16 protein-coding genes are annotated in these 18,970 nt (G+C 58.9%); 6 read left to right on the forward strand and 10 right to left on the reverse strand.

The window, feature by feature from the left end:
- Positions 1-89 precede the first annotated feature (89 nt).
- Genes CLV83_RS12735 through CLV83_RS12750 form a run of 4 tightly spaced genes read left to right on the forward strand, consistent with a single transcriptional unit; the run spans position 90 to position 4,356 of the window.
- Positions 90-1,232, forward strand: coding sequence for an efflux RND transporter periplasmic adaptor subunit (locus tag CLV83_RS12735; RefSeq protein ID WP_132292923.1), 1,143 nt, complete (start codon positions 90-92; stop codon positions 1,230-1,232).
- Entirely contained in the window at positions 1,229-1,966 is a 738-nt protein-coding gene (locus CLV83_RS12740; protein WP_132292925.1) for an ABC transporter ATP-binding protein, read from the forward strand. The genes CLV83_RS12735 and CLV83_RS12740 overlap by 4 nt, the downstream gene beginning before the upstream one ends.
- The gene (locus tag CLV83_RS12745; RefSeq protein WP_132292928.1) at positions 1,953-3,170 is read left to right on the forward strand and encodes an ABC transporter permease; all 1,218 of its coding nucleotides are present in this window, start codon (positions 1,953-1,955) and stop codon (positions 3,168-3,170) included. Before CLV83_RS12740 ends, CLV83_RS12745 begins: the two co-directional genes overlap by 14 nt.
- Complete coding sequence (locus CLV83_RS12750; RefSeq protein WP_132292931.1) at positions 3,163-4,356, forward strand: ABC transporter permease; 1,194 nt, start codon at positions 3,163-3,165, stop codon at positions 4,354-4,356. Before CLV83_RS12745 ends, CLV83_RS12750 begins: the two co-directional genes overlap by 8 nt.
- Positions 4,357-4,418: 62 nt before the next feature.
- Here CLV83_RS12750 and CLV83_RS12755 read toward each other — a convergent pair whose 3' ends face one another.
- From CLV83_RS12755 to CLV83_RS12770, 4 genes are read right to left on the reverse strand one after another with little or no spacing between them, the layout of a single operon-like run.
- A complete protein-coding gene (locus tag CLV83_RS12755; protein ID WP_165900305.1) occupies positions 4,419-5,051 on the reverse strand; it encodes an ABC-type transport auxiliary lipoprotein family protein in 633 nt (210 codons plus the stop codon).
- Between the two features lie 10 nt (positions 5,052-5,061).
- A complete protein-coding gene (locus CLV83_RS12760; protein ID WP_132292937.1) occupies positions 5,062-6,000 on the reverse strand; it encodes an MlaD family protein in 939 nt (312 codons plus the stop codon).
- Position 6,001: 1 nt separating this feature from the next.
- A complete protein-coding gene (locus tag CLV83_RS12765; protein WP_132292940.1) occupies positions 6,002-6,805 on the reverse strand; it encodes an ABC transporter ATP-binding protein in 804 nt (267 codons plus the stop codon).
- Positions 6,805-7,914, reverse strand: coding sequence for an MlaE family ABC transporter permease (locus CLV83_RS12770; protein ID WP_132292943.1), 1,110 nt, complete (start codon positions 7,912-7,914; stop codon positions 6,805-6,807). The genes CLV83_RS12765 and CLV83_RS12770 overlap by 1 nt, the downstream gene beginning before the upstream one ends.
- Before the next feature lie 244 nt (positions 7,915-8,158).
- Here CLV83_RS12770 and CLV83_RS12775 point away from each other — a divergent pair, with 244 nt between their 5' ends.
- Positions 8,159-11,014 (forward strand): valine--tRNA ligase, encoded by a 2,856-nt coding sequence (locus CLV83_RS12775; protein ID WP_132292946.1) that lies wholly within the window; start codon positions 8,159-8,161, stop codon positions 11,012-11,014.
- 128 nt (positions 11,015-11,142) lie between these two features.
- Here CLV83_RS12775 and CLV83_RS12780 read toward each other — a convergent pair whose 3' ends face one another.
- The 6 genes from CLV83_RS12780 to CLV83_RS12805 form a co-directional block, all read right to left on the reverse strand.
- Positions 11,143-12,702: a sensor domain-containing diguanylate cyclase gene (locus CLV83_RS12780; protein WP_132292949.1), complete on the reverse strand. Its 1,560-nt coding sequence runs from the start codon at positions 12,700-12,702 to the stop codon at positions 11,143-11,145.
- Positions 12,702-13,616 carry a phosphate/phosphite/phosphonate ABC transporter substrate-binding protein gene (locus CLV83_RS12785; protein ID WP_132292952.1) on the reverse strand — a complete coding sequence of 305 codons (915 nt, stop codon included), beginning with the start codon at positions 13,614-13,616 and terminating at the stop codon, positions 12,702-12,704. Before CLV83_RS12785 ends, CLV83_RS12780 begins: the two co-directional genes overlap by 1 nt.
- A gap of 83 nt (positions 13,617-13,699) precedes the next feature.
- Entirely contained in the window at positions 13,700-14,617 is a 918-nt protein-coding gene (locus tag CLV83_RS12790) for a lysophospholipid acyltransferase family protein (RefSeq protein ID WP_132292955.1), read from the reverse strand.
- The gene (locus tag CLV83_RS12795) at positions 14,617-16,065 is read right to left on the reverse strand and encodes a cytochrome P450 (protein WP_132292958.1); all 1,449 of its coding nucleotides are present in this window, start codon (positions 16,063-16,065) and stop codon (positions 14,617-14,619) included. Before CLV83_RS12795 ends, CLV83_RS12790 begins: the two co-directional genes overlap by 1 nt.
- 150 nt (positions 16,066-16,215) lie before the next feature.
- Positions 16,216-17,418: a tryptophan synthase subunit beta gene (gene trpB / locus CLV83_RS12800; RefSeq protein WP_132292961.1), complete on the reverse strand. Its 1,203-nt coding sequence runs from the start codon at positions 17,416-17,418 to the stop codon at positions 16,216-16,218.
- Between the two features lie 101 nt (positions 17,419-17,519).
- Positions 17,520-18,119 carry a YitT family protein gene (locus CLV83_RS12805; RefSeq protein ID WP_132292964.1) on the reverse strand — a complete coding sequence of 200 codons (600 nt, stop codon included), beginning with the start codon at positions 18,117-18,119 and terminating at the stop codon, positions 17,520-17,522.
- Between the two features lie 427 nt (positions 18,120-18,546).
- Here CLV83_RS12805 and CLV83_RS12810 point away from each other — a divergent pair, with 427 nt between their 5' ends.
- On the forward strand, positions 18,547-18,957 hold the full coding sequence (locus CLV83_RS12810) for a host attachment protein (protein WP_132292967.1): 411 nt from the start codon (positions 18,547-18,549) through the stop codon (positions 18,955-18,957).
- The last annotated feature ends 13 nt before the right edge of the window (positions 18,958-18,970 follow it).

Below are 18,970 nucleotides of genomic sequence, written 5' to 3' on the forward strand. Positions count from 1 at the left end.
CGTTATCACCGCACGGCTCTTTTCCTGCCCTGACGCCTGCTCTCAGCGCTCTATACTGAGAGTGAAGCAAGGGACAGGAAAAGACCCCGGTGAAACGAGCACTGATACTTCTGGCGATACTGCTGCCGCTTACGGCAGCGATCTGGTATTTCTCCCGCCCTCAACCCATTGCCGTCACACTGATCCAGGTCGAGCGCGGCCCGGTCGAGGTGATTGCCGCCAACAGCCGTGCCGGCAGTATTCGCGCCTGCCAGCGTTCCCGCCTTGCCGTTCCTCTTGGCGGTCGTGTGGAACAGCTGCTGGTGGACGAAGGCGATCGGGTCAAAACCGGGCAACTGCTGCTACAGCTCCACGACGATGAGCAGCAGGCACTGGTCGCTCAATCCAGGGCCGATCTTGAAGCGGCACAACTGGAACAGCAGCGATCCTGCCTCAACGCCGATCTCACCCAGCGCGAGCTAAAACGCTCCCAATCCCTTGCCGCCCGCAAACTGGTTTCCGCCGAACAGTTGGACCGGCTAAGCACCGAAGCGCGCACCAGCGCCCTCGACTGTGAACGAGCCCAGGTGGCCATTGCCCAGTCTCAAGCCCAGCTCGCCCTCTATTCCGCTCAGCTGGAAAAACGCCAGCTACGCGCCCCCTTTGCCGGCATTATTGCCGAGATCAATGGCGAGCCCGGCGAATACACCACACCTTCCCCTCCCGGCGTGGCGACACCACCCGCCGTCGATCTAATCGATGACAGCTGCCTTTACGTGCGCGCCCCTATCGATGAGGTGGAAGCGGCCCACCTCGCACCCGGCCAGAGTGCGCGCATCACCCTGGATGCCTTCAGAGGCGAGAGCTTCAACGGCACCCTGACCCGCATCGCGCCGTTTGTATCGGAGCTGGAGAAACAGGCCCGCACCGTGGATGTGGATGTCTACTTCACACCCGTCCCTGCAACCACCCGCTTACTGGTGGGCTACAGCGCCGATGTGGAGGTGATCATCGAGCAACATGCCGATCAGCTGCGCATCCCCACCGAGACACTGCTGGAAGGCAGTTATGTTCTGCGCTTTAACCCGAACAGCTCAACGCTTGAGAAGGTCGCCATTACCACCGGCGCCGCAAACTGGACCTGGACTTCTATTACCTCCGGCCTCGAAGCAGGGGATCAAATCCTTTCCCGGCTCGATATCGAGGGCGCGGTCGAAGGTGCCCAAGTTGAAGGCAAGGTCCGCGCGGAATGATCAGGCTGGAGCAGCTGTGCAAAACCTATCACCTGGGCGGCGAAAGCGTGCATGCCCTGGATCATATGGATCTTGCCATCGCCGCCGGCGATTACCTCTCGGTGATGGGGCCTTCCGGCTCCGGGAAATCCACGCTGCTGAATATGCTTGGATTGCTGGATACGCCCGATAGCGGCGAGTACTGGCTTGAGGAGCAGCAAGTTAGCCTACTTAACGAGGAGCAGCGTGCCGCCCTGCGTAACCAGCGCATCGGTTTCGTGTTCCAGGCCTATCACCTGATCGACCGGCTCAACGCCCGCGAAAATATCGAGCTGCCACTAGTACTGAATGGCACCCCACCGAAACGGCGTCGCCCGCTGATCGATGAGCTGCTGCAGCGTCTGGGACTGGAAAAACACGCCCTGCACCTGCCTCACCAGCTATCAGGTGGCCAGCGCCAGCGGGTGGCCATCGCCCGGGCCGTGATCCGTAAACCCGCGCTGCTGCTGGCGGACGAACCCACCGGCAACCTGGACAGCCACTCCAGCAACGAGGTGATCGAACTGCTGGAGGAGCTCAACGGCGAGGGCATCACCCTGCTGGTGGTCACCCATGATCCCAAGATCGGCGAGCGCGCCCACCGCAGGCTGTGGATGCAGGATGGCAGGCTGACCGGGGAGAACCTCGACGCCAAAAGTCGCGAAGGTCGGACAGGTCGAAAAGCTCGAAAAGGTAGCGACGATGCGCAGCGCTGACCTGCTGAGCTTTAACCTGCGCCTGCTGACACGCCAGTGGTTTCGTACCCTGATGATCCTGCTGGCCACCGCCGTGGGCGTCGCCGCCGTGCTGCTGCTGACTGGCCTTGGCGAGGGCGCCCGCCGCTTTGTGCTGGAGGAGTTCTCCCTGCTGGGTCAGGACACACTGATTATGCTGCCCGGACGCAAGGAGACCACCGGCGGCCTGCCGCCACTGACCGGGGAAGGCAGTCGCGATATCACGCTGGCCGATGTGGCGGCGCTGGAACGCCTCAGCAGCATCTCGCTGGTGGCGCCGCTGATCGCCGGCAACGCCCAGGTGGTCTATGCCGGCCGCAACCGCGAGGTGATGACCCTGGGCACCAGCGCACGTTTCTTCGAGATCCGTAAACTGACCTTGAAGCAGGGACGCTCCCTGCCGTTGATACCGCTGGAGCGTGCCGAGGCGGTCTGCCTGATCGGCCCGAAAGCCAAGACCGACCTGTTTGGCAGCGCCCAGGCGCTGGGTCAGTGGCTGAGAATAGGTGAGCGCCGTTTTCGCGTGATAGGCATTATCGAGGACCGCGGCCAGTCCCTCGGCATGGATGTCAGCGATCAGTTGATTATCCCCGTGGCCTCGGCACAGCAGATCTTCAATGTGCAGGGGATGTTCCGCGTGTTCCTGAAGGTTCGCCCCGGCAGCTCCATGCAGCAGGCCCGCAGCGAAATTCTCGATCTGATGCAGAAACGTCATGGCGGCGAACGCGATGTTACCCTGATCACCCAGGATGCTCTGCTCGGCGCCTTCGACGATATCTTGAAGTTACTGACATTGAGCGTCGGCGCCATCGCAGCGATCAGCCTGGTGGTGGCCGGTATCCTGATCATGAACATCACCCTGATCAGCGTCAGCCAGCGCACCGCCGAGATCGGCCTGCTGAAGGCCCTGGGCGCCAGCCGAGGCGACATCCGCCTGCTGTTTCTCAGCGAGGCGATGCTGCTGGCACTGCTCGGCGCCCTGATCGGCATCGGTAGCGGCTACGCCCTGCTCTGGCTCGGCCACAGCCTCTGGCCTCAGTTCCCTGTCTCAGTACCGCTCTGGGCGCTGCTCGGTGCGCTCTCGATTGCACTGGGCGTTGCCGCCCTGTTTGCCTGGCTGCCCGCCAGCCGCGCCGCCCGCCTGCCACCGGTGGAAGCGCTGCACGGGGAGATCGGCCATGCTTAGCCGCGACTATCTTCGCCTCACGCTTAGCAACCTTCACTCGGGGCGCATGCGCTCGGCGCTGACCATCCTCGGCATCGCCATCGGTATCGCTGCCGTGATGCTGCTGACCACCCTCGGCGAAGGACTGCGCCTCTACGTGCTGGAGAACTTCTCCCAGTTCGGCAGCCGCATCGTGGCCGTAAGCCCCGGCAAAAACCAGACCGGCGGAATCGGCGGACTGCTCTCCAGCACGCGCCCGCTAAGCATTGAGGATGCCAACAGCCTGCGCAACCTGCCCTACGCTATCCATGTGGTGCCGGTGGTCCAGGGCGCCGGCGCCATCGAGTACGGCAAACGGGTCAGACATACCGATATTCTCGGCACCGGATCGGAGGCGGCCGATGCCTGGCTGTTCCGCGTGGCGCTGGGCAGTTTTCTGCCACCCAGCGCCGGTTATTCACAGCCCTTTGCCGTGGTTGGCCACAAGGTGCGTAACGAGCTATTTGGCACCGAAAATCCCCTGGGCAGGTTTATCCGCGTCGGTGGTGAGCGCTATCGCGTGGTGGGCGTGATGGAAGAGAAGGGACAGATGCTCGGCTTCGACCTGGACGATATCGTCTACATCCCCATCGACCGCGCCCTAAGTCTGTTTAACCGCACCGGTCTGATGGAGGTGGATATCACCTACCAGCCCGGCACAAGCGCCGAGGCGATGGCCGAACGGATACGCAACCGGCTGATCGCCCGACACGGCGCAGAGGATTTCACCATCATCACCCAGGACGAGATGCTCGCCAGCCTGGACCGGATTCTCGGCATTCTCAAGCTGGCGATCGGCGGTTTGGGCGGGATTTCACTGCTGGTGGGCGCCATAGGCATATTGACGATCATGGTCACCACGGTGCGCGAACGCCACGGCGAGATCGGTCTGCTGCGCGCCATCGGCGCCACCCGCCGGCAGGTACTGCTGCTGTTTCTGGCCGAGGCGACCCTGCTGTCGCTGGCCGGCGGCCTGGTAGGCATGCTGCTGTCGGGGTTGCTGCTGACCGCACTGACGCTGGCGATCCCGGCACTGCCGATACAGATCAGCCCGCTGTTTTTACTCCTGGCGCTGGGGCTCTCCGCCCTGGTCGGTCTTTTGGCCGGCGTTATTCCGGCCAGCCAGGCGGCGCGACTCGACCCGGTTATCGCGCTGCAAAGCGAATAAGCTGGGCCCGGTTGCTTACGTTACTTACGTTGCTTACGTTGCTTACGTTGCTTAGGTAACGCTCAGTCCTTCGGCGTCACCCGCAGTAGCCAGGTTTTGATCTCTTCACCGGCATCCGCCATCAACGCAGAAAACGCATCCACAACGGCGCTGACCGCGGTGCCCGCGGCCGGCTTGTCCAACTCGATGGCGCGCTCGGCAATCAACGCACGGCTATCGCTGTCGATCAGTTGCAGATAGCCGCGCATCACCGCCACCGGTTCACCATCACGATACTCGCTCTGAAACGCATCCAGCCGGCTGACCAGTTCATAGCGGGCATCGATTCTCGCGCTGTCGCTGCTGATATGGGCAAAGCGGCTGTCGCTTTGCAGCGCATGGACCAGGTAATCGCGCCAGAGTGTCGGCACATTGGCGCTCCAGCGGTTGCCCTTGTACACGCTGACCGGCTGCTCCTCAGGGACCACCAGCAGGTAACGACCGCTGAGCAGATCCTGTGCCTGGGGTCGCAACACACGTAGATCAGAGAGTTCAACGGGACCAAGATCCTGCTTGGCGGCCGGCTGCAGCGTCCAGCTCTGTACCGGATCGGACTCCGGAAGCAGACTACAGCCGCCCATGGCAGAGATAACCACCAGGCAGAGCCCAAGCACTAATCCCTTATTCACTTTTTTCGGCGCCTCAGATCGCAACATGCTCTGCCTCTTAAGGGGTAAATTCATTGGCCGGAGCCTGTCCGGTCAGGTAGCCCGCCGGGTCCTCTTCCAGCCGCGACAGGATACGGTTCAGCGTGCCCAGGCTACGCTGCAGCTCGCGCATCACAGGACCGATCTCGGCGACGCCCTGAAAGCCTTGATCCAGCTGAGTAGCATTGCGGCTCAGCAGTCCCTCCAGCTGTTCGCTACTGCTGGCCAGCGAACGCATCGCCTTCTGCCCCTCATCGAACATGGGCCCACCGCGGGAAACCAGCAGTTCATCGGCATGGCCCATCAATTCACGGGCATCGAGCATCACCCGCTGCGCTTCCTGCGCGGCCAGGGTCAGCTCATTCAGGCTGGTCGAAACGTCACTGCGCGAATCCGCCAGATCGGAGGATACCCGTTCCAGGTTGTGGATAATCAGGCCAATACGCTCGATATTATCCGGCGAGAGCAGCTTGGCGCCCTGCTCCACCAGCTCGTTGACATTGGCGAACAGGGTTTCGCTGTTACCGATCAACGAGCCAAAGGCGGAAGGCTCCGCCTGGATGATCGGTAACTCATCCTCGTGCCTCTCCAACGGCGGCGCCTTGGGGTTATCGGTGGTCAACAGGATGTTGGCGGAGCCGGTGATATTGGCGATTGCCAGTTTAGCGACGGTACCCTGATTGATCGGTGTGGTGGCGTTAACCTCGATATCGGCCAGCACGCGGCGTGGATCGGCAGGATCCAGCGCCAGCTGTCGCACCTCGCCCACGCGCAGCCCGCTGTACTTCACCTGGCTGCCCACGCTAAGGCCGCTGACCGCCTCGTTGAACACCACCCGGTAGCTGAGGGTCTCCTCCTGCTTGCCGGAGTTCACCAGCCAGACGCCAAAGCCCAGCGCCGCCAATAACGCCACCAGCGTAAACAGGCCGACCACTACATGATGTACGCGCGTTTCCATATCAGCTCCTTTGCACCGCACTATTATTCACCGAACCACTTTTCACTGCTCGATGGGCGGCCCTGCCACGGGGACCTTTGAAATAGCTTTGTATCCAGTCGTCCGGGTATTCCGCCACCCGCTCCGGCGCATCCGCCACCAGCACCCGTTTCTGCGACAGCACGGCGATTCGGTCACACACGGTCCAGAGCGAATCCAGGTCGTGGGTCACCATAAACACGGTGAGCCCCAGCGCATTGCGCAGCGTCAGCAGCAGCTGATCGAAATCGGATGCGCCGATGGGATCGAGCCCCGCCGTGGGCTCATCAAGAAACAGTACATCCGGGTCCATCGCCAGGGATCGCGCCAGCGACGCACGCTTGATCATGCCGCCGGACAGCGATGCGGGATAAAGATCACCGGCATGGGGCGCCAGACCCGACAGCGCCAGTTTCACCTCGGCCAGCTCCTCGGCATCGTCACGGCTAAGGCCCGCATGCTCAATCAGCGGCAGCGCGACGTTTTCCCGCACCGTCAGTGAACTGAACAGCGCCCCACCCTGAAACAGCACGCCAAGGCGCTGTTCGAGTCGTGAACGCTCTTCCACCGGCAGTGCCAGCAGATTCTGACCGAACAGTCTGACCTCCCCGCCGCTGGGTCGGTTCAGACCGACGATGGAGCGCAGCAGCACCGACTTGCCAGTACCCGAGCCACCCACAACCCCCAGGATTTCACCGCGATAAAGATCCAGATCCAGATCCTCGTGCACCGAGTTATCGCCGAAGCGGTTACTCAGGCCGCGCACCTCAATAATGGCTTCGTCCATCACCAGCCCATCTCCATGAAGAATAGCGCCGCCACCGCATCAAGCAGGATCACCATAAAGATCGACTGCACCACGCTGGAGGTGGTGTGCTGCCCCACGGACTCAGCGCTGCCGCTGACCCGGAACCCCTCCATGCAGCCAATCACTGCGATAACAAAGGCAAACACCGGGGCTTTCACCATACCGACCAAGTAATGCTTCAGCGGCACATCGGCGAGAATCGACAGATACTGGCTCAGGGCGATATCCAGCGAAACCACCGACACCAGGGCGCCTCCCACCAGTCCCGAGACCACTGCCACGAAGGTCAGCAGCGGCAGCGTAATCAGCAGCGCCAGCACCCTGGGGACCACCAGCAGTTCGATGGGACTGAGTCCCAGGGTTCGCAGGGCGTCGAGCTCTTCATTGGCATTCATGGAACCGATCTGGGCGGTAAAGGCGCTGGCAGTGCGCCCGGCAAGCAGGATAGACGCCAGGATCACGCCGAACTCGCGCAGGAAGGAGTAAGCCACCAGGTTAACGGTATAGATCTCAGCGCCAAATTCGCCCAGCACCGTGGCGCCAAGAAAGGCGACCACCGCGCCGACCAGGAAGGTCAGTAGCGCCACAATCGGCACCGCATTGAGACCGGTCTGATGAATCTGGTTCACCAGCGCCGTCATGCGCCAGCGTGAGGGTCGCGGCAGCACTGTGGCCAGCGTCTGCAGCACGTAACCGACAAAGCCGCTCAGCTGCCAGAAATGCCGCGCCAGTGTCTCGGTTTGCTGCCCCAACAGCTCCAGCGCCTGAATCAGTGCATTAGGAGATTTTTGTCGCGCAGCCGGCTCGCGCCCCATGGCGCGGGTCAGGGTTTCCAGCAGCGCCTTGCGCTCCGGCTGCAGCTCGGCATCGCTGCTGATGATCTGCTGCAGCCGCTCCACACCCAGCCAGCGGATCAGCAGCGTCGCCCCGGCGGTATCCAGGGCGCTGATCTGTTTCAGACAGAGATCGCCCTCTGGCGCCGGAGACTGAGCCAGCAGGCGCTTGATCTGGGCGTGCCGCGACAGCGTCCACTCACCGAGCAGTCGTGTTGTTGCACCCTGTTCTATTCCAGGCTCGGCCTGATCCATCAGCGGCTTCCGTTTCTGAACTGTTTAGGTCCCATTTTCGCGATGCTCTGTGCCCGCTTCAAGCCGGGTCACGGCCCTGTAATCGACCTCTCCCAGACTGTATAATGCCCGGTTTCGACCAAGTTGCCGACGCCCGGTGCTCCAAAGGCCTGACAGTGTGCACTTTACAGTAGCGCGATCAGTTACGCCCAGCCCGCGTCAGACAGCCATCCGAGCGGCCAAAACGATCAGAGATACGGACCCAATGGACAAGACTTACCAGCCACACGAGATTGAAAAATCCTGGTACCAGACCTGGGAAGAGAAGGGCTACTTCGCGCCCTCCGGTGAAGGCGACGCCTACAGCATCATGATCCCGCCGCCCAACGTCACCGGCAGCCTGCACATGGGTCACGCCTTCCAGCACACTATCATGGATTCTCTGGTCCGCTACCGTCGTATGCAGGGCCGCAACACCCTGTGGCAGGTCGGTACCGACCACGCCGGTATCGCCACCCAGATGGTGGTAGAGCGCAAGCTGGCCGCAGAAACCGGCGAGAGCCGCTACGACCTGGGCCGCGATGCGTTTATCGAAAAGGTCTGGGAGTGGAAGGATCAGTCCGGTGGCACCATCACCGGTCAGATGCGTCGCCTGGGTAACTCGGTCGACTGGCCCACCGAACGTTTCACCATGGACTCCGGTTTCTACCACGCGGTGCAGGAAGTGTTTATCCGCCTGCACGATGAAGGTCTGATCTACCGCGGCAAGCGCCTGGTCAACTGGGATCCGAAACTGCACACCGCCATCTCCGACCTGGAAGTGGAGAACCGCGAAGTCAAAGGCAAGATGTGGTACCTGCGCTACCCGCTGGCCGATGGCGAAAAGACCAAAGATGGCCTGGACTACATCGTTGTCGGTACCACCCGTCCGGAAACCCTGCTCGGTGATACCGGCGTTGCGGTTAACCCGGAAGATGAGCGTTACGACAACCTGGTCGGCAAGTTCATCGAGCTGCCGCTGACCGGCCGCCGCATCCCCATCGTGGCCGATGAGCACGCCAGCATGGAGAAAGGCACCGGCTGCGTGAAGATCACCCCGGCGCACGACTTCAACGACTACCAGGTAGGTCAGCGTCAGCAGCTGCCGATGATCAACGTGCTGACCCTGAACGCCGATATCCGCGACGAAGCCCAGGTGTTCAACTTCGACGGCACCGTCAACAACGAACTGGACCCGAGCCTGCCGGAAAAATACCACGGTATGGAGCGCTTCGCGGCGCGCAAACAGGTCGTTGCCGATATGGAAGAAGCGGGTCTGCTGGTCAAGATCGACGAAAACGATATGACCGTGCCCTACGGCGACCGTGGCGGCGTGGTGATCGAGCCGATGCTGACCGACCAGTGGTTCTGCGATGCCAAGACCCTGGCCAAGCCTGCGATCAAGGCGGTTGAGGATGGCGATATCAAGTTCGTCCCCAAACAGTACGAAAACATGTACTTCGCCTGGATGCGCGATATCCAGGACTGGTGTATCTCCCGTCAGCTCTGGTGGGGTCACCGTATTCCGGCGTTCTATGACGATGCCGGCAACGTCTACGTCGCCGCCTCCGCCGAAGCGGCCCGCGAAAAATACGGCCTGGACCTGGAGCTTGAACTGCGTCAGGACGATGACGTCCTCGACACCTGGTTCAGCTCTGCACTGTGGACCTTCGGCACCCTGGGCTGGCCGGAAAACACCGACCGCCTGAAGACATTCCACCCGTCCGATACGCTGGTCACCGGCTTCGACATCATCTTCTTCTGGGTTGCACGCATGATCATGTTCACGCTGCACTTCATGAAAGACGAGGATGGCAAGCCGCAGGTACCGTTCAAGAACGTGTACGTTACCGGCCTGATCCGCGACGAAAGCGGCGACAAGATGTCCAAGTCCAAGGGCAACGTGCTCGACCCGCTGGATATGATCGACGGTATCGGCCTGCCGGAACTGCTGGAAAAACGTACCGGCAACATGATGCAGCCGCAGCTGGCCGAAAAGATCGGCAAGCGTACCGAGAAGCAGTTCCCGGAAGGGATCGCCGCACACGGTACCGACGCCCTGCGTTTCACCCTGGCAGCGCTGGCCTCCACCGGCCGCGATATCAACTGGGATATGAAGCGTCTGGAAGGCTACCGTAACTTCTGTAACAAGATCTGGAACGCTGCCCGCTACGTGCAGATGAACACCGAAGGCGAAGACTGCGGTCAGAGCGGTGGCGACGTGGATCTGTCCCTGGCGGATCGCTGGATCATCAGCGAACTGCAGCGCGCAGAAAGCACCGTTACCAAGCATATGGACGAGTTCCGCTTCGACCTGGCTGCGCAGACCATCTACGACTTCGTCTGGAACCAGTACTGCGACTGGTACCTGGAGCTGTCCAAGCCAGTACTCTGGGATGAAAACGCCTCCGCCGAAGCCAAGCGCGGCACTCGCCGCACCCTGGTACGCGTACTGGAAGCGATCCTGCGTCTGGCGCACCCGATCATGCCGTTCCTTACCGAAGAGATCTGGCAGGCGATCAAGGAACTGGCCGGCACCGATGGCGACACCATCATGCTGAAGTCCTACCCTGTTGCCGAAGAGAGCAAGATCGACGCTCAGGCGGAAACCGATATCGAATGGCTCAAGGGCGTAATCACCGGCGTACGCAACATCCGCGGCGAGATGAAGATCGCCCCGTCCCAGGATCTGGACCTGCTGTTCGCCCACGGCGAAGCTGACGACAAGCGCCGCATGGAAGACAATGCCACCTTCCTGAAGAAACTGGCCAAGCTCAGCTCCCTGACCTGGCTGGACAACCCGGAAGACGCGCCGATGTCCGCCACTCAGCTGGTCGGCAAGATGGAAGTATTGGTGCCGATGGCTGACCTGATCGACAAGGAAGCGGAACTGGCGCGTCTGCAGAAAGAGATCGACCGCCTGACCGGCGAGATCAAGCGTGTGGAAGGCAAGCTGTCGAACGAGAAATTCGTCGCCAATGCGCCGGAAGCCGTGGTCGCCAAGGAGCGCGAGAAGATCGCCGCTGCACAGGAATCCCAGACCAAGCTGCAGGAGCAGTACGCCAAGATCGAGGCGCTTTAACACAGCGTTCGTACTAAAAAGCCGGGGCATCTGCTCCGGCTTTTTTGTTTCTGCTCCTTGGCATCTTCAGTGCTGGGCTTGAGACCCGCGGCCATTTATAAAGCAGCGGTCGAGGCCGCGCCGCAGGATCAGTGATCCCCGCCAAGATCGGCTGCTATTCTCGCCTGAGCACAGATTTCCACGCGGTTACGCCCTCCCTCTTTCGCGCGATACAGCGCTCGATCAACCCTTTGCAGCAGCTGCTCAGCCGTTTCACCCGGCAGCCACTGGGCAGCGCCGATACTCAGCGTGCCCACACTGCCCAATGGGTCGATCGCCTTCACCTCATCGCTGCGCAGGCCGTCTACCAGCTTGCGCAGTTTTTCGGCGAGATCACTGGCACCCTTCAGATCGAGATCCGGACACAGCAGCATGAACTCCTCGCCGCCCCAGCGCGCGATGATATCGCTGCTACGACAGTTATCACGGAAAGCCTCCGCCACTGAGCATAGATGTTCGTCACCCTTGCTGTGCCCAAGCCTGTCATTGATCCGCTTGAACTGGTCCAGATCAATCAGCAACACGCTCAGCTCACCGCCATGACGATAGATCCGCGCCATGGCATGCTGCATTGAAGCGGTCAGGAAACGGCGGTTCTTAAGGCCTGTCAACTGATCGGTCACCGCCAGATGTTCAAGTTCATCCATCTGGCGCTCCAGTGTCTGTGCCATACCGGAGATCGCCTGCGCCACCCGGCTCACCTCTTCCGGCGCATCGCGGAAATCATGTCCCAGGGTTTTGCGGATCACTCCCAGATCGACACTGCCCACCGACAGCTGCTGCAGCTCGTCGACCAGCTCAGCATAAGGGCGCAGATAGCGGCGTAAAATCCACATCAGCAAGATAGGCAAGAGGATCAGCAGCACCGCGAACAGGATCAACAGCTGCCGCGCCAGGCTATCCACGGAATGAATGCCACGGTCGGGCCAGAGCAGAATCTGCGCTTCTTCCACGACCAGGCCTGCACTGCGACCGCCAAAGCCCATGGGCACGACCCGCCGAACCGTTTCCGGTCTTGTGCCTTCTGTCTCGTCGAACGATGAGAAACGCTGACCGCCGATCTGAATCTCAATATCTGCACCGGTCCCCAGCACCAACTGTTTTAGCCGCTCTGGCGTAACCTTGACCTGACTGACGACGATGCCGATGGGAATCTCCTGGTACTGCAGCACAGGTCTGGCAATGAGGTAATAAAAGCCATCCTCCTGCTGAAAAAGCCCGGCAACCCTATCTCCGGCTTGCACCCCATCCACCAGTAACTGGCTGATTTCGTCTTGTTCGCTGAGGTCATCGCCAAAACGGTAGCGATCATCAGAACGACTCAACACCCGGCCTTGCAGATCCAGATAGATGATGCGACTTAGCTGCAGCGGTTCGTATTGCCGGCCCAGTTCGTAGAGCGTATTGACGTTGTGATCCTGCACCGCGAGTACCGCCTCGCGATTCAACGCCAGTATTTTGCTGGCGGCATCGACACGACTCAGCAGAGTTACTACACGGGCGCGAACAATCTGCTGCAGCAGTTCATCCTCCTGCTGAATCTGCTCTTCCTGCTTGTCCACCGAGCTAATCAGCAGCCAGACGCCGGCCAGCAGTACTGCGGCCAGGGGCAAAATCGCGGTGAGAAGAACCTGCCTGACCAGCTTCATCAAGGCTCCACAGCAGATCCGGCAAGCGCCCGTTTCAACGGCAGATAGAACTCGGCGGAACGCTGTTCAAAACCGGCAGCGGGCCAGGCGAGGTTTTGCTGAATAGCAAGGTTAACGGGATGGTCGCCACTGCCAATATCCAGCAGAGCCTGGCGCACTTGAGCGACGGTATCCGGCGATAGATCAAACGCAGCCACAATGGCATCCAGCGGAATCGGGTCAGACCAGGCCAGCACCTGCAACTGGCCGGGGTATTCAGCCATCGCGGTGTAATAGGTGCCGTCGGACACCGCCCCCGCATGAACAGAGCCGGCGAGCAGCGCTTCAATCACACTGCGATGGGTGCCCAGAAAATAGGTATCTGAGAAAAACTGCTCCGGGTCGATCTGCTGCTGTTCCAGCATCATCCGGGGATAGGCATGGCCCGATGTGGAATCCGGGTCCGTAAAACCGAATCGTTTGCCCTGAAGATCGGTCAGCCCGGAATAACCGGAGCTTGCCAGCGCCAGTATTACGGCACGGTAAAAGGCATGAACCTCACCGCTCTCCTTGGAACGCTCACGGTAAGTCGCGATGTATTGTGGGCTGCGTTCACTATCGAAGGTGCTGACGTAGTTGGCAGAACCGATCCAGGCCAGATCCACGGTCCCCTCATCAAGCCGCCGCGCCAGCTCAGCGTAATCCCGCGTCACGATCAAATTGACCCTGACGCCCAGTCGCGTCTCAAGGTATTGAGCCAGCGGCGAGAACGCCTGATGGATGCTGGCCGCATCGCCGAACGGATAGGTGGCCAGGCTGATGCTTGCCGGGTTCTGTGGACGAGTCTCAGCCTTGAGCACGCCCACCGCCAGCAGCATCAACACTGATATAAGAAAAAGAAATCGGCTGCTTAAGCCGCGCAAGCGCCATGCCATTCAGCTGTTCTCCAGGCATCGCGCCTATAACAGAAACCACTAAAGTGTATCGCCTTAGCTTGGGTATTAAAACTGCGACATTACTAACTTGCAGGCGAACTACTATAACTTGGCGGCTCTTTATCTAACTCAAGATAGGGCAGCCAGTACCAGTGCTCCGGCCACTGCCGAACCCAGCGATCCAGAGCTTCATCCATCTGCCTGGCTAACTTGAGAGCTTGAGGTTTGGCTGCTTCATCCTCTGATACTTTCATCAAGGGTTCTACCACCACTTTGTAGCTTCCGTTCTCCGATGGCTCTACGTAAGCAGGCAAAATATCCATTTGGTGTTTAACCGCCATCCTGGCAGCAAACCATAAATTTCCGGTGTAGAACGGGCTACGTCCCAAGCTGGGGGCCCATACATAATCATGCTTCTCTTCATCGACGAAAATCAGCAGATTTTTACCCTCAGCTATTGCCCGATTAATTTTTCGCAGGCTGGAGCTTGTATCTGTCGGAAGGAGGACGCTGCCCTCCGGTTCTGCAGAGTACCATCCCATGCGAGCCTCACAGACCAACTTGGTCCTAACACGACTCTTCAGTGGCAAGTAAAGCACTCGCCAAGGCCCCTTGATCTCATGCTTGATCAAATGACCAATCATTTCCCAGTTGGATAGATGTGCGCTGACCATGATTACCGGACGGTCTATCTGTGCCAGGTGCTCTTTTCCCTGAACTTCCACTCTTCCGTTGGCATCCAGCCGGTGCAGCACCGGTATCTCTGCGTATAGCCGGCCGATACGCCGGGTGTAATCAATGATCCGCTGCTCCCTTTCTTCTGACGAATCAACACCACTAAGCCGCCTCATATTGTCATGCAGGCGCGCGACCCACTTCCGCTTAGCCACAATAGCTTTACGCCCGCTGCGCGCACCTAATGCCTCACCTATCTTCCTTACCCAACTCAAGGGCAGATAAGAAAATGAGCGAGCAAGGAACAGTTCTATCTGCTCTTTCATTACATATCCGCCTTGGTGCGCGGGACCAGGATCATCGGCAAGCCGCCTTTAGGCCGCAGCGTTAAACGGCACTCTATATCTACCTCGTGATCTGGCTTCAGCCGAGCTTCGAAGCGCTGAGCAAGTGTTGCCAAACAGAGAATGCCTTCGGTTAGCCCGAAACGCAGCCCAAGGCAGACACGATGCCCAACACTAAACGGCAGATAGACGAACTTATCAGGCCTCGGCTGATCCGGCATAAACCGTTCCGGTATAAATTGGTTTGGCTTTTCCCAGAACCGCTCATGACGATGCAGTAACCAGGGAACGACGAGAATAATTGATCCCGGGTGAATCTCTTTACCACGAATGCTGTCTTCAGCCCTCGCCTGGCGACTTAGCAGAGGTACCGGCGGATAAAGACGCATCGACTCTTCGAACACGGCACGGGTATAAGGCAGGTTGGGTACATCATCCAATGAAGGTGTGCGCCCCTTAAGAACGCGGTCCAGCTCTTCGTGCAGCTTCGCTGCGGCTCTTGGATTGTGGTCCAAAAGGTACCAGGTCCAGGCAAGAGAGTTAGCTGTCGTCTCATGCCCGGCCATGAACATGACAATCGCCTCATTACGCGCCGCTAGGTGATTCAGCGGACAACGTTTCTGACCACTTTTTTTGCCGTTGTAACCATTCAGCAGAACACTCAGCAGAGTAGCCTCATTGCGGGATGGCTCCGCCTGATGCCGTTCGATTATATTGTCGATGACAGCCTGGACCTGGCCCGCCGCGCGAATTGCTTTTAAGCGTGTAAACGGATTACTTAACCAACGTAAATAAGGCAAGCCAAAGGTATCGGCGAGGCTCATCTGTTCAATCAACTGCTGGTATTGAGTGAAACCCTTAACGACCTGGGACGCTTCCTCCTCAGATGTATCGTCACCAAAAATCGTTCGACCGATAATCCGAGAGGTGAGGTTAGCCATTTCACTGAGCATATCGATCGGCGTTTCTGAACCCGCCCGCTCCCAGGATTCCACCATCTGTTGCGCCGAGTTGACCATAACCTCAGCAAACCCTGGCAGGAGTTCTGCCTCAAAGGCTGGGGCGCAGGCCTTTCTTCTTTCCTTCCAAAGCTCTCCATCACTAACAAACAAACCATCCCCGAGCAGAGGCTCTAACGCACGCCGCATCTGAGGACTTTTTTGATCGTAATTGGAGTGTTCTTCGAGAAAAACCCGCTTCACTGTATCCGGCGAATTGCAGACGAAATAATGCTGATTCAGCAGCTGCATAGAGAAAGTTAAGCCGTTATATGCTCGATCCGGCCATACACTTAACAAGTTATTCCGTAACTCCGTCAGGGAGCTAAGGCTTCCTTTCCAGGTTTTGGGTCGATTTACATTGACCGGTTCGGATTCCAATACATCGTTCAATGAACCTTCAACCCTGGCTACATCATCAATGACTGCCATCAGCGCGTGTCTCTTTATTGAATTATTAGGACGAATTACGCTTGCGGAGGAGCTGGATTAGCGGCTGCTTAAGAGCAGCCACTAATCTGCGCCAACCTAACAATTGGCTGATTATTGCACGTTAGTCACGGGACTGGAGCCCGCTAAGCTTCATCTTTCAGACTCAAAGCCAAAAGTCTCACTGACGTAATCGATATCCTTATCACCACGACCGGACAGGTTGATCAGGATGGTTTCGCCCGGATTCTCGCGGCCATGCTTCATCGCCCAGGCAACCGCATGAGCACTTTCCAGCGCAGGGATGATCCCTTCCATACGTGACAGTTTGTAGAAAGCGTCCAGCGTTTCATCATCGCTGATGGCGTGGTAATTCACGCGACCGGAGGTTTTCAGGAAGGAGTGCTCGGGGCCTACGCCCGGATAATCCAGGCCGGAAGCGATGGAGTGCACCGGAGCCGGGTTGCCTTCTTCATCGCTGAGCAGCAGACACTTGAAGCCGTGGATCATGCCCGGCTTACCAAAGGTCATGGTGGCGGAGTGCTCACCAAGCTTGGTGCCCTTACCGAGGGGCTCGACGCCGTTGAGGCTGACACCTTCGTCATCAATAAACCCACTGAAGATCCCCATGGCGTTGGAACCGCCACCGAGGCAGGCACCAACCTGATCCGGAAGTTCGCCCACCAGTTCCAGGAACTGCTCCCTGGCTTCGGTACCGATCACCGACTGGAAGTCGCGTACCATCAGCGGGAAGGGATGCGGGCCCACCACCGAGCCGATGGCGAACAACGCCGTTTCCGCCTGCCCCAGGTAAGACTGGAATGCGGAATCCACCGCCTCTTTAAGGCTGCGGCCGCCAAAGCCTACCGGCACCACTTCCGCGCCCAGCAGTTTCATACGGGTGACGTTGGGCGCTTCCTTGGCGATATCGATCTCGCCCATATGGATCTCGCATTCCATACCGAAGTAGGCGGCAGCGGTGGCCAGTGCCACCCCGTGCTGACCGGCACCGGTTTCGGCGATCAGCTTGGTCTTGCCCATATGCTTGGCAAGCAGGGCTTCAGCCATGCAGTGGTTGAGCTTGTGAGCACCGGAGTGGTTCAGGTCTTCACGCTTGAGATAGATCTGAGCACCGGTTTCACGGCTCAGATTGCGGGCGTAATAAACCGGCGTCGGGCGCCCCTGGTAGTGTTTGCGGATGTAACGCAGCTCATTGAGAAAATCCGCCGAGCGACCCAGCGCCAGATATGCCTTGTTAATCTCGGCAAACTGGGACTCCAGTTCCGGCGGCAGGAAAGCGCCGCCGAAATCGCCGAAATAACCATCGTGGTTTGGATACTGCTTCAGATAACTCATACCGCTGCCTTAATGTTGACTGTTCGTTGTGAGAACAACATAAAATCAACGACAGGTCGAAGCAACCCAACCTTTGTGGAAAAGCAATCGGTTAGCCCGTTTCATCCCGCTTGCTGGGGCACTCTCGCCCAACGCGGCGGCCGATGATAGCGCCCTACTACTGAGCTAAGTGCCAGGAACGCCGCCAGCGACCAGGCCATCTGCATCGGGGAATAAACCGCAAAACCACAGGCACCGATCAACAGATCACAGGCCAGAGTCGTTTTGCCGGCATGAATATCGAACCGTTTTTCAAGAAAGATCGCCAGGATGTTCACACCGCCGAGAGACGCCTGATGACGGAACAGAATAATCAGGCCAAAGCCCACCAGCATACCACCCAGTACGGCTGCCAGGATCGGCTCCTCCATATTGAAGTCAGCCCAGAGTCGCATCAGCTCAGACAGGCCCGCCAACATACTGACGGCGACAAAGGTACGCCAGGCAAACGACCAGCCCAGGCAGCGTATGGCCAGCAGATAGAAAGGCAGGTTCAACAGAAAGAACAGCTGACCGAAACTCAGGTCGGTGACCTGTTTAAGGATAAGACCCATACCAGCGGTGCCGCTGATCAGCAGATCCGAGGCTTCAAGTAGATGTATGCCCAGAGCAACGAGCAGACAGCCTTCCAGAATGGAAAGCCAGCGATGTGTAGTAACCATGTGTACGACTCCCTCCGCTTGTGGCGGTCCGAACCGATAATGTGATGTGGATAAGAATCTTTTGGATTCTCCACCTGCGTTTCACCCTCCGAGCCGGTAAGCCCAGGTGAAACAACGTGTGATGATACAGCAGAGTTCATGCAGCAGGTATGCCAGCTTCAGCTATACCAGAAATCAGCAACTTAGAATAAATATTGGCCCGTCTGCTCACCAGGCTGGTGCAGTTTCGCCTCATCAGCGCGCACAACCGCCCCTCAATAGAGGTCTGAAACGCCAAGTTGGTCTAAACATATAGAAGGCTTTTGTGGATATAACGCCCTATCGGGGGGTCATATTCCCTGTATACAGCCTTTTAAGGAAAGGAATCCCGGCCGCAGAGCGGCCCACTCGGAAACTAACAAGCCAACCCCAGAACAAGAGGTGTGTTATGCCAGATTGGATAGTCGTTGCAGATGCGTCTAAAGCAGTGATTTATACACAGGAGAAGCCCCGCGGAGAACTGGAAGAGCTGACAAATCTGGTACATCCCCAGGCCCGGGTCAAAGAGAGCGATCTGGTCACCGATGCTCAGAGCATTCCCACCAAAACTTCAGCCCGGGAAACCGAGGATAAACGCTTCGCCCGCGACATCGTCGCCAAACTTCGCAACGCCGTCGACACCAACGAGATCAGAGGTTTTTACCTGTCTGCGCCGCCGCACTTCCTTGGCCTGGTGCGCGATGCGATGGATGACCACGTCCGCCAGCACCTGCGCGGCGACATAGGTAAAAAACTCACCAACCTGCCGGTGACAGACGTACAGAAAGCCTTTGCCGCTTTCCCTACCATCCGGAACTGACTGAGTCAGCCGC

The sequence above is a fragment of the Marinobacterium mangrovicola genome, assembly GCF_004339595.1.
In the GTDB taxonomy this organism is placed as follows: Bacteria; Pseudomonadota; Gammaproteobacteria; order Pseudomonadales; family Balneatricaceae; genus Marinobacterium_D; species Marinobacterium_D mangrovicola.

Excerpts from the sequence above, each read along its gene's own strand:
- CLV83_RS12740 (WP_132292925.1), top strand. The coding sequence starts at position 1,229 with ATGATCAGGCTGGAGCAGCTGTGCAAAACCTATCACCTGGGCGGCGAA.
- CLV83_RS12745 (WP_132292928.1), top strand. The coding sequence starts at position 1,953 with ATGCGCAGCGCTGACCTGCTGAGCTTTAACCTGCGCCTGCTGACACGC.
- CLV83_RS12750 (WP_132292931.1), top strand. The coding sequence starts at position 3,163 with ATGCTTAGCCGCGACTATCTTCGCCTCACGCTTAGCAACCTTCACTCG.
- CLV83_RS12755 (WP_165900305.1), bottom strand. The coding sequence starts at position 5,051 with ATGTTGCGATCTGAGGCGCCGAAAAAAGTGAATAAGGGATTAGTGCTT.
- CLV83_RS12760 (WP_132292937.1), bottom strand. The coding sequence starts at position 6,000 with ATGGAAACGCGCGTACATCATGTAGTGGTCGGCCTGTTTACGCTGGTG.
- CLV83_RS12765 (WP_132292940.1), bottom strand. The coding sequence starts at position 6,805 with ATGGACGAAGCCATTATTGAGGTGCGCGGCCTGAGTAACCGCTTCGGC.
- CLV83_RS12770 (WP_132292943.1), bottom strand. The coding sequence starts at position 7,914 with ATGGATCAGGCCGAGCCTGGAATAGAACAGGGTGCAACAACACGACTG.
- CLV83_RS12775 (WP_132292946.1), top strand. The coding sequence starts at position 8,159 with ATGGACAAGACTTACCAGCCACACGAGATTGAAAAATCCTGGTACCAG.
- CLV83_RS12780 (WP_132292949.1), bottom strand. The coding sequence starts at position 12,702 with ATGAAGCTGGTCAGGCAGGTTCTTCTCACCGCGATTTTGCCCCTGGCC.
- CLV83_RS12785 (WP_132292952.1), bottom strand. The coding sequence starts at position 13,616 with ATGGCATGGCGCTTGCGCGGCTTAAGCAGCCGATTTCTTTTTCTTATA.
- CLV83_RS12790 (WP_132292955.1), bottom strand. The coding sequence starts at position 14,617 with ATGAAAGAGCAGATAGAACTGTTCCTTGCTCGCTCATTTTCTTATCTG.
- CLV83_RS12795 (WP_132292958.1), bottom strand. The coding sequence starts at position 16,065 with ATGGCAGTCATTGATGATGTAGCCAGGGTTGAAGGTTCATTGAACGAT.
- trpB (WP_132292961.1), bottom strand. The coding sequence starts at position 17,418 with ATGAGTTATCTGAAGCAGTATCCAAACCACGATGGTTATTTCGGCGAT.
- CLV83_RS12805 (WP_132292964.1), bottom strand. The coding sequence starts at position 18,119 with ATGGTTACTACACATCGCTGGCTTTCCATTCTGGAAGGCTGTCTGCTC.
- CLV83_RS12810 (WP_132292967.1), top strand. The coding sequence starts at position 18,547 with ATGCCAGATTGGATAGTCGTTGCAGATGCGTCTAAAGCAGTGATTTAT.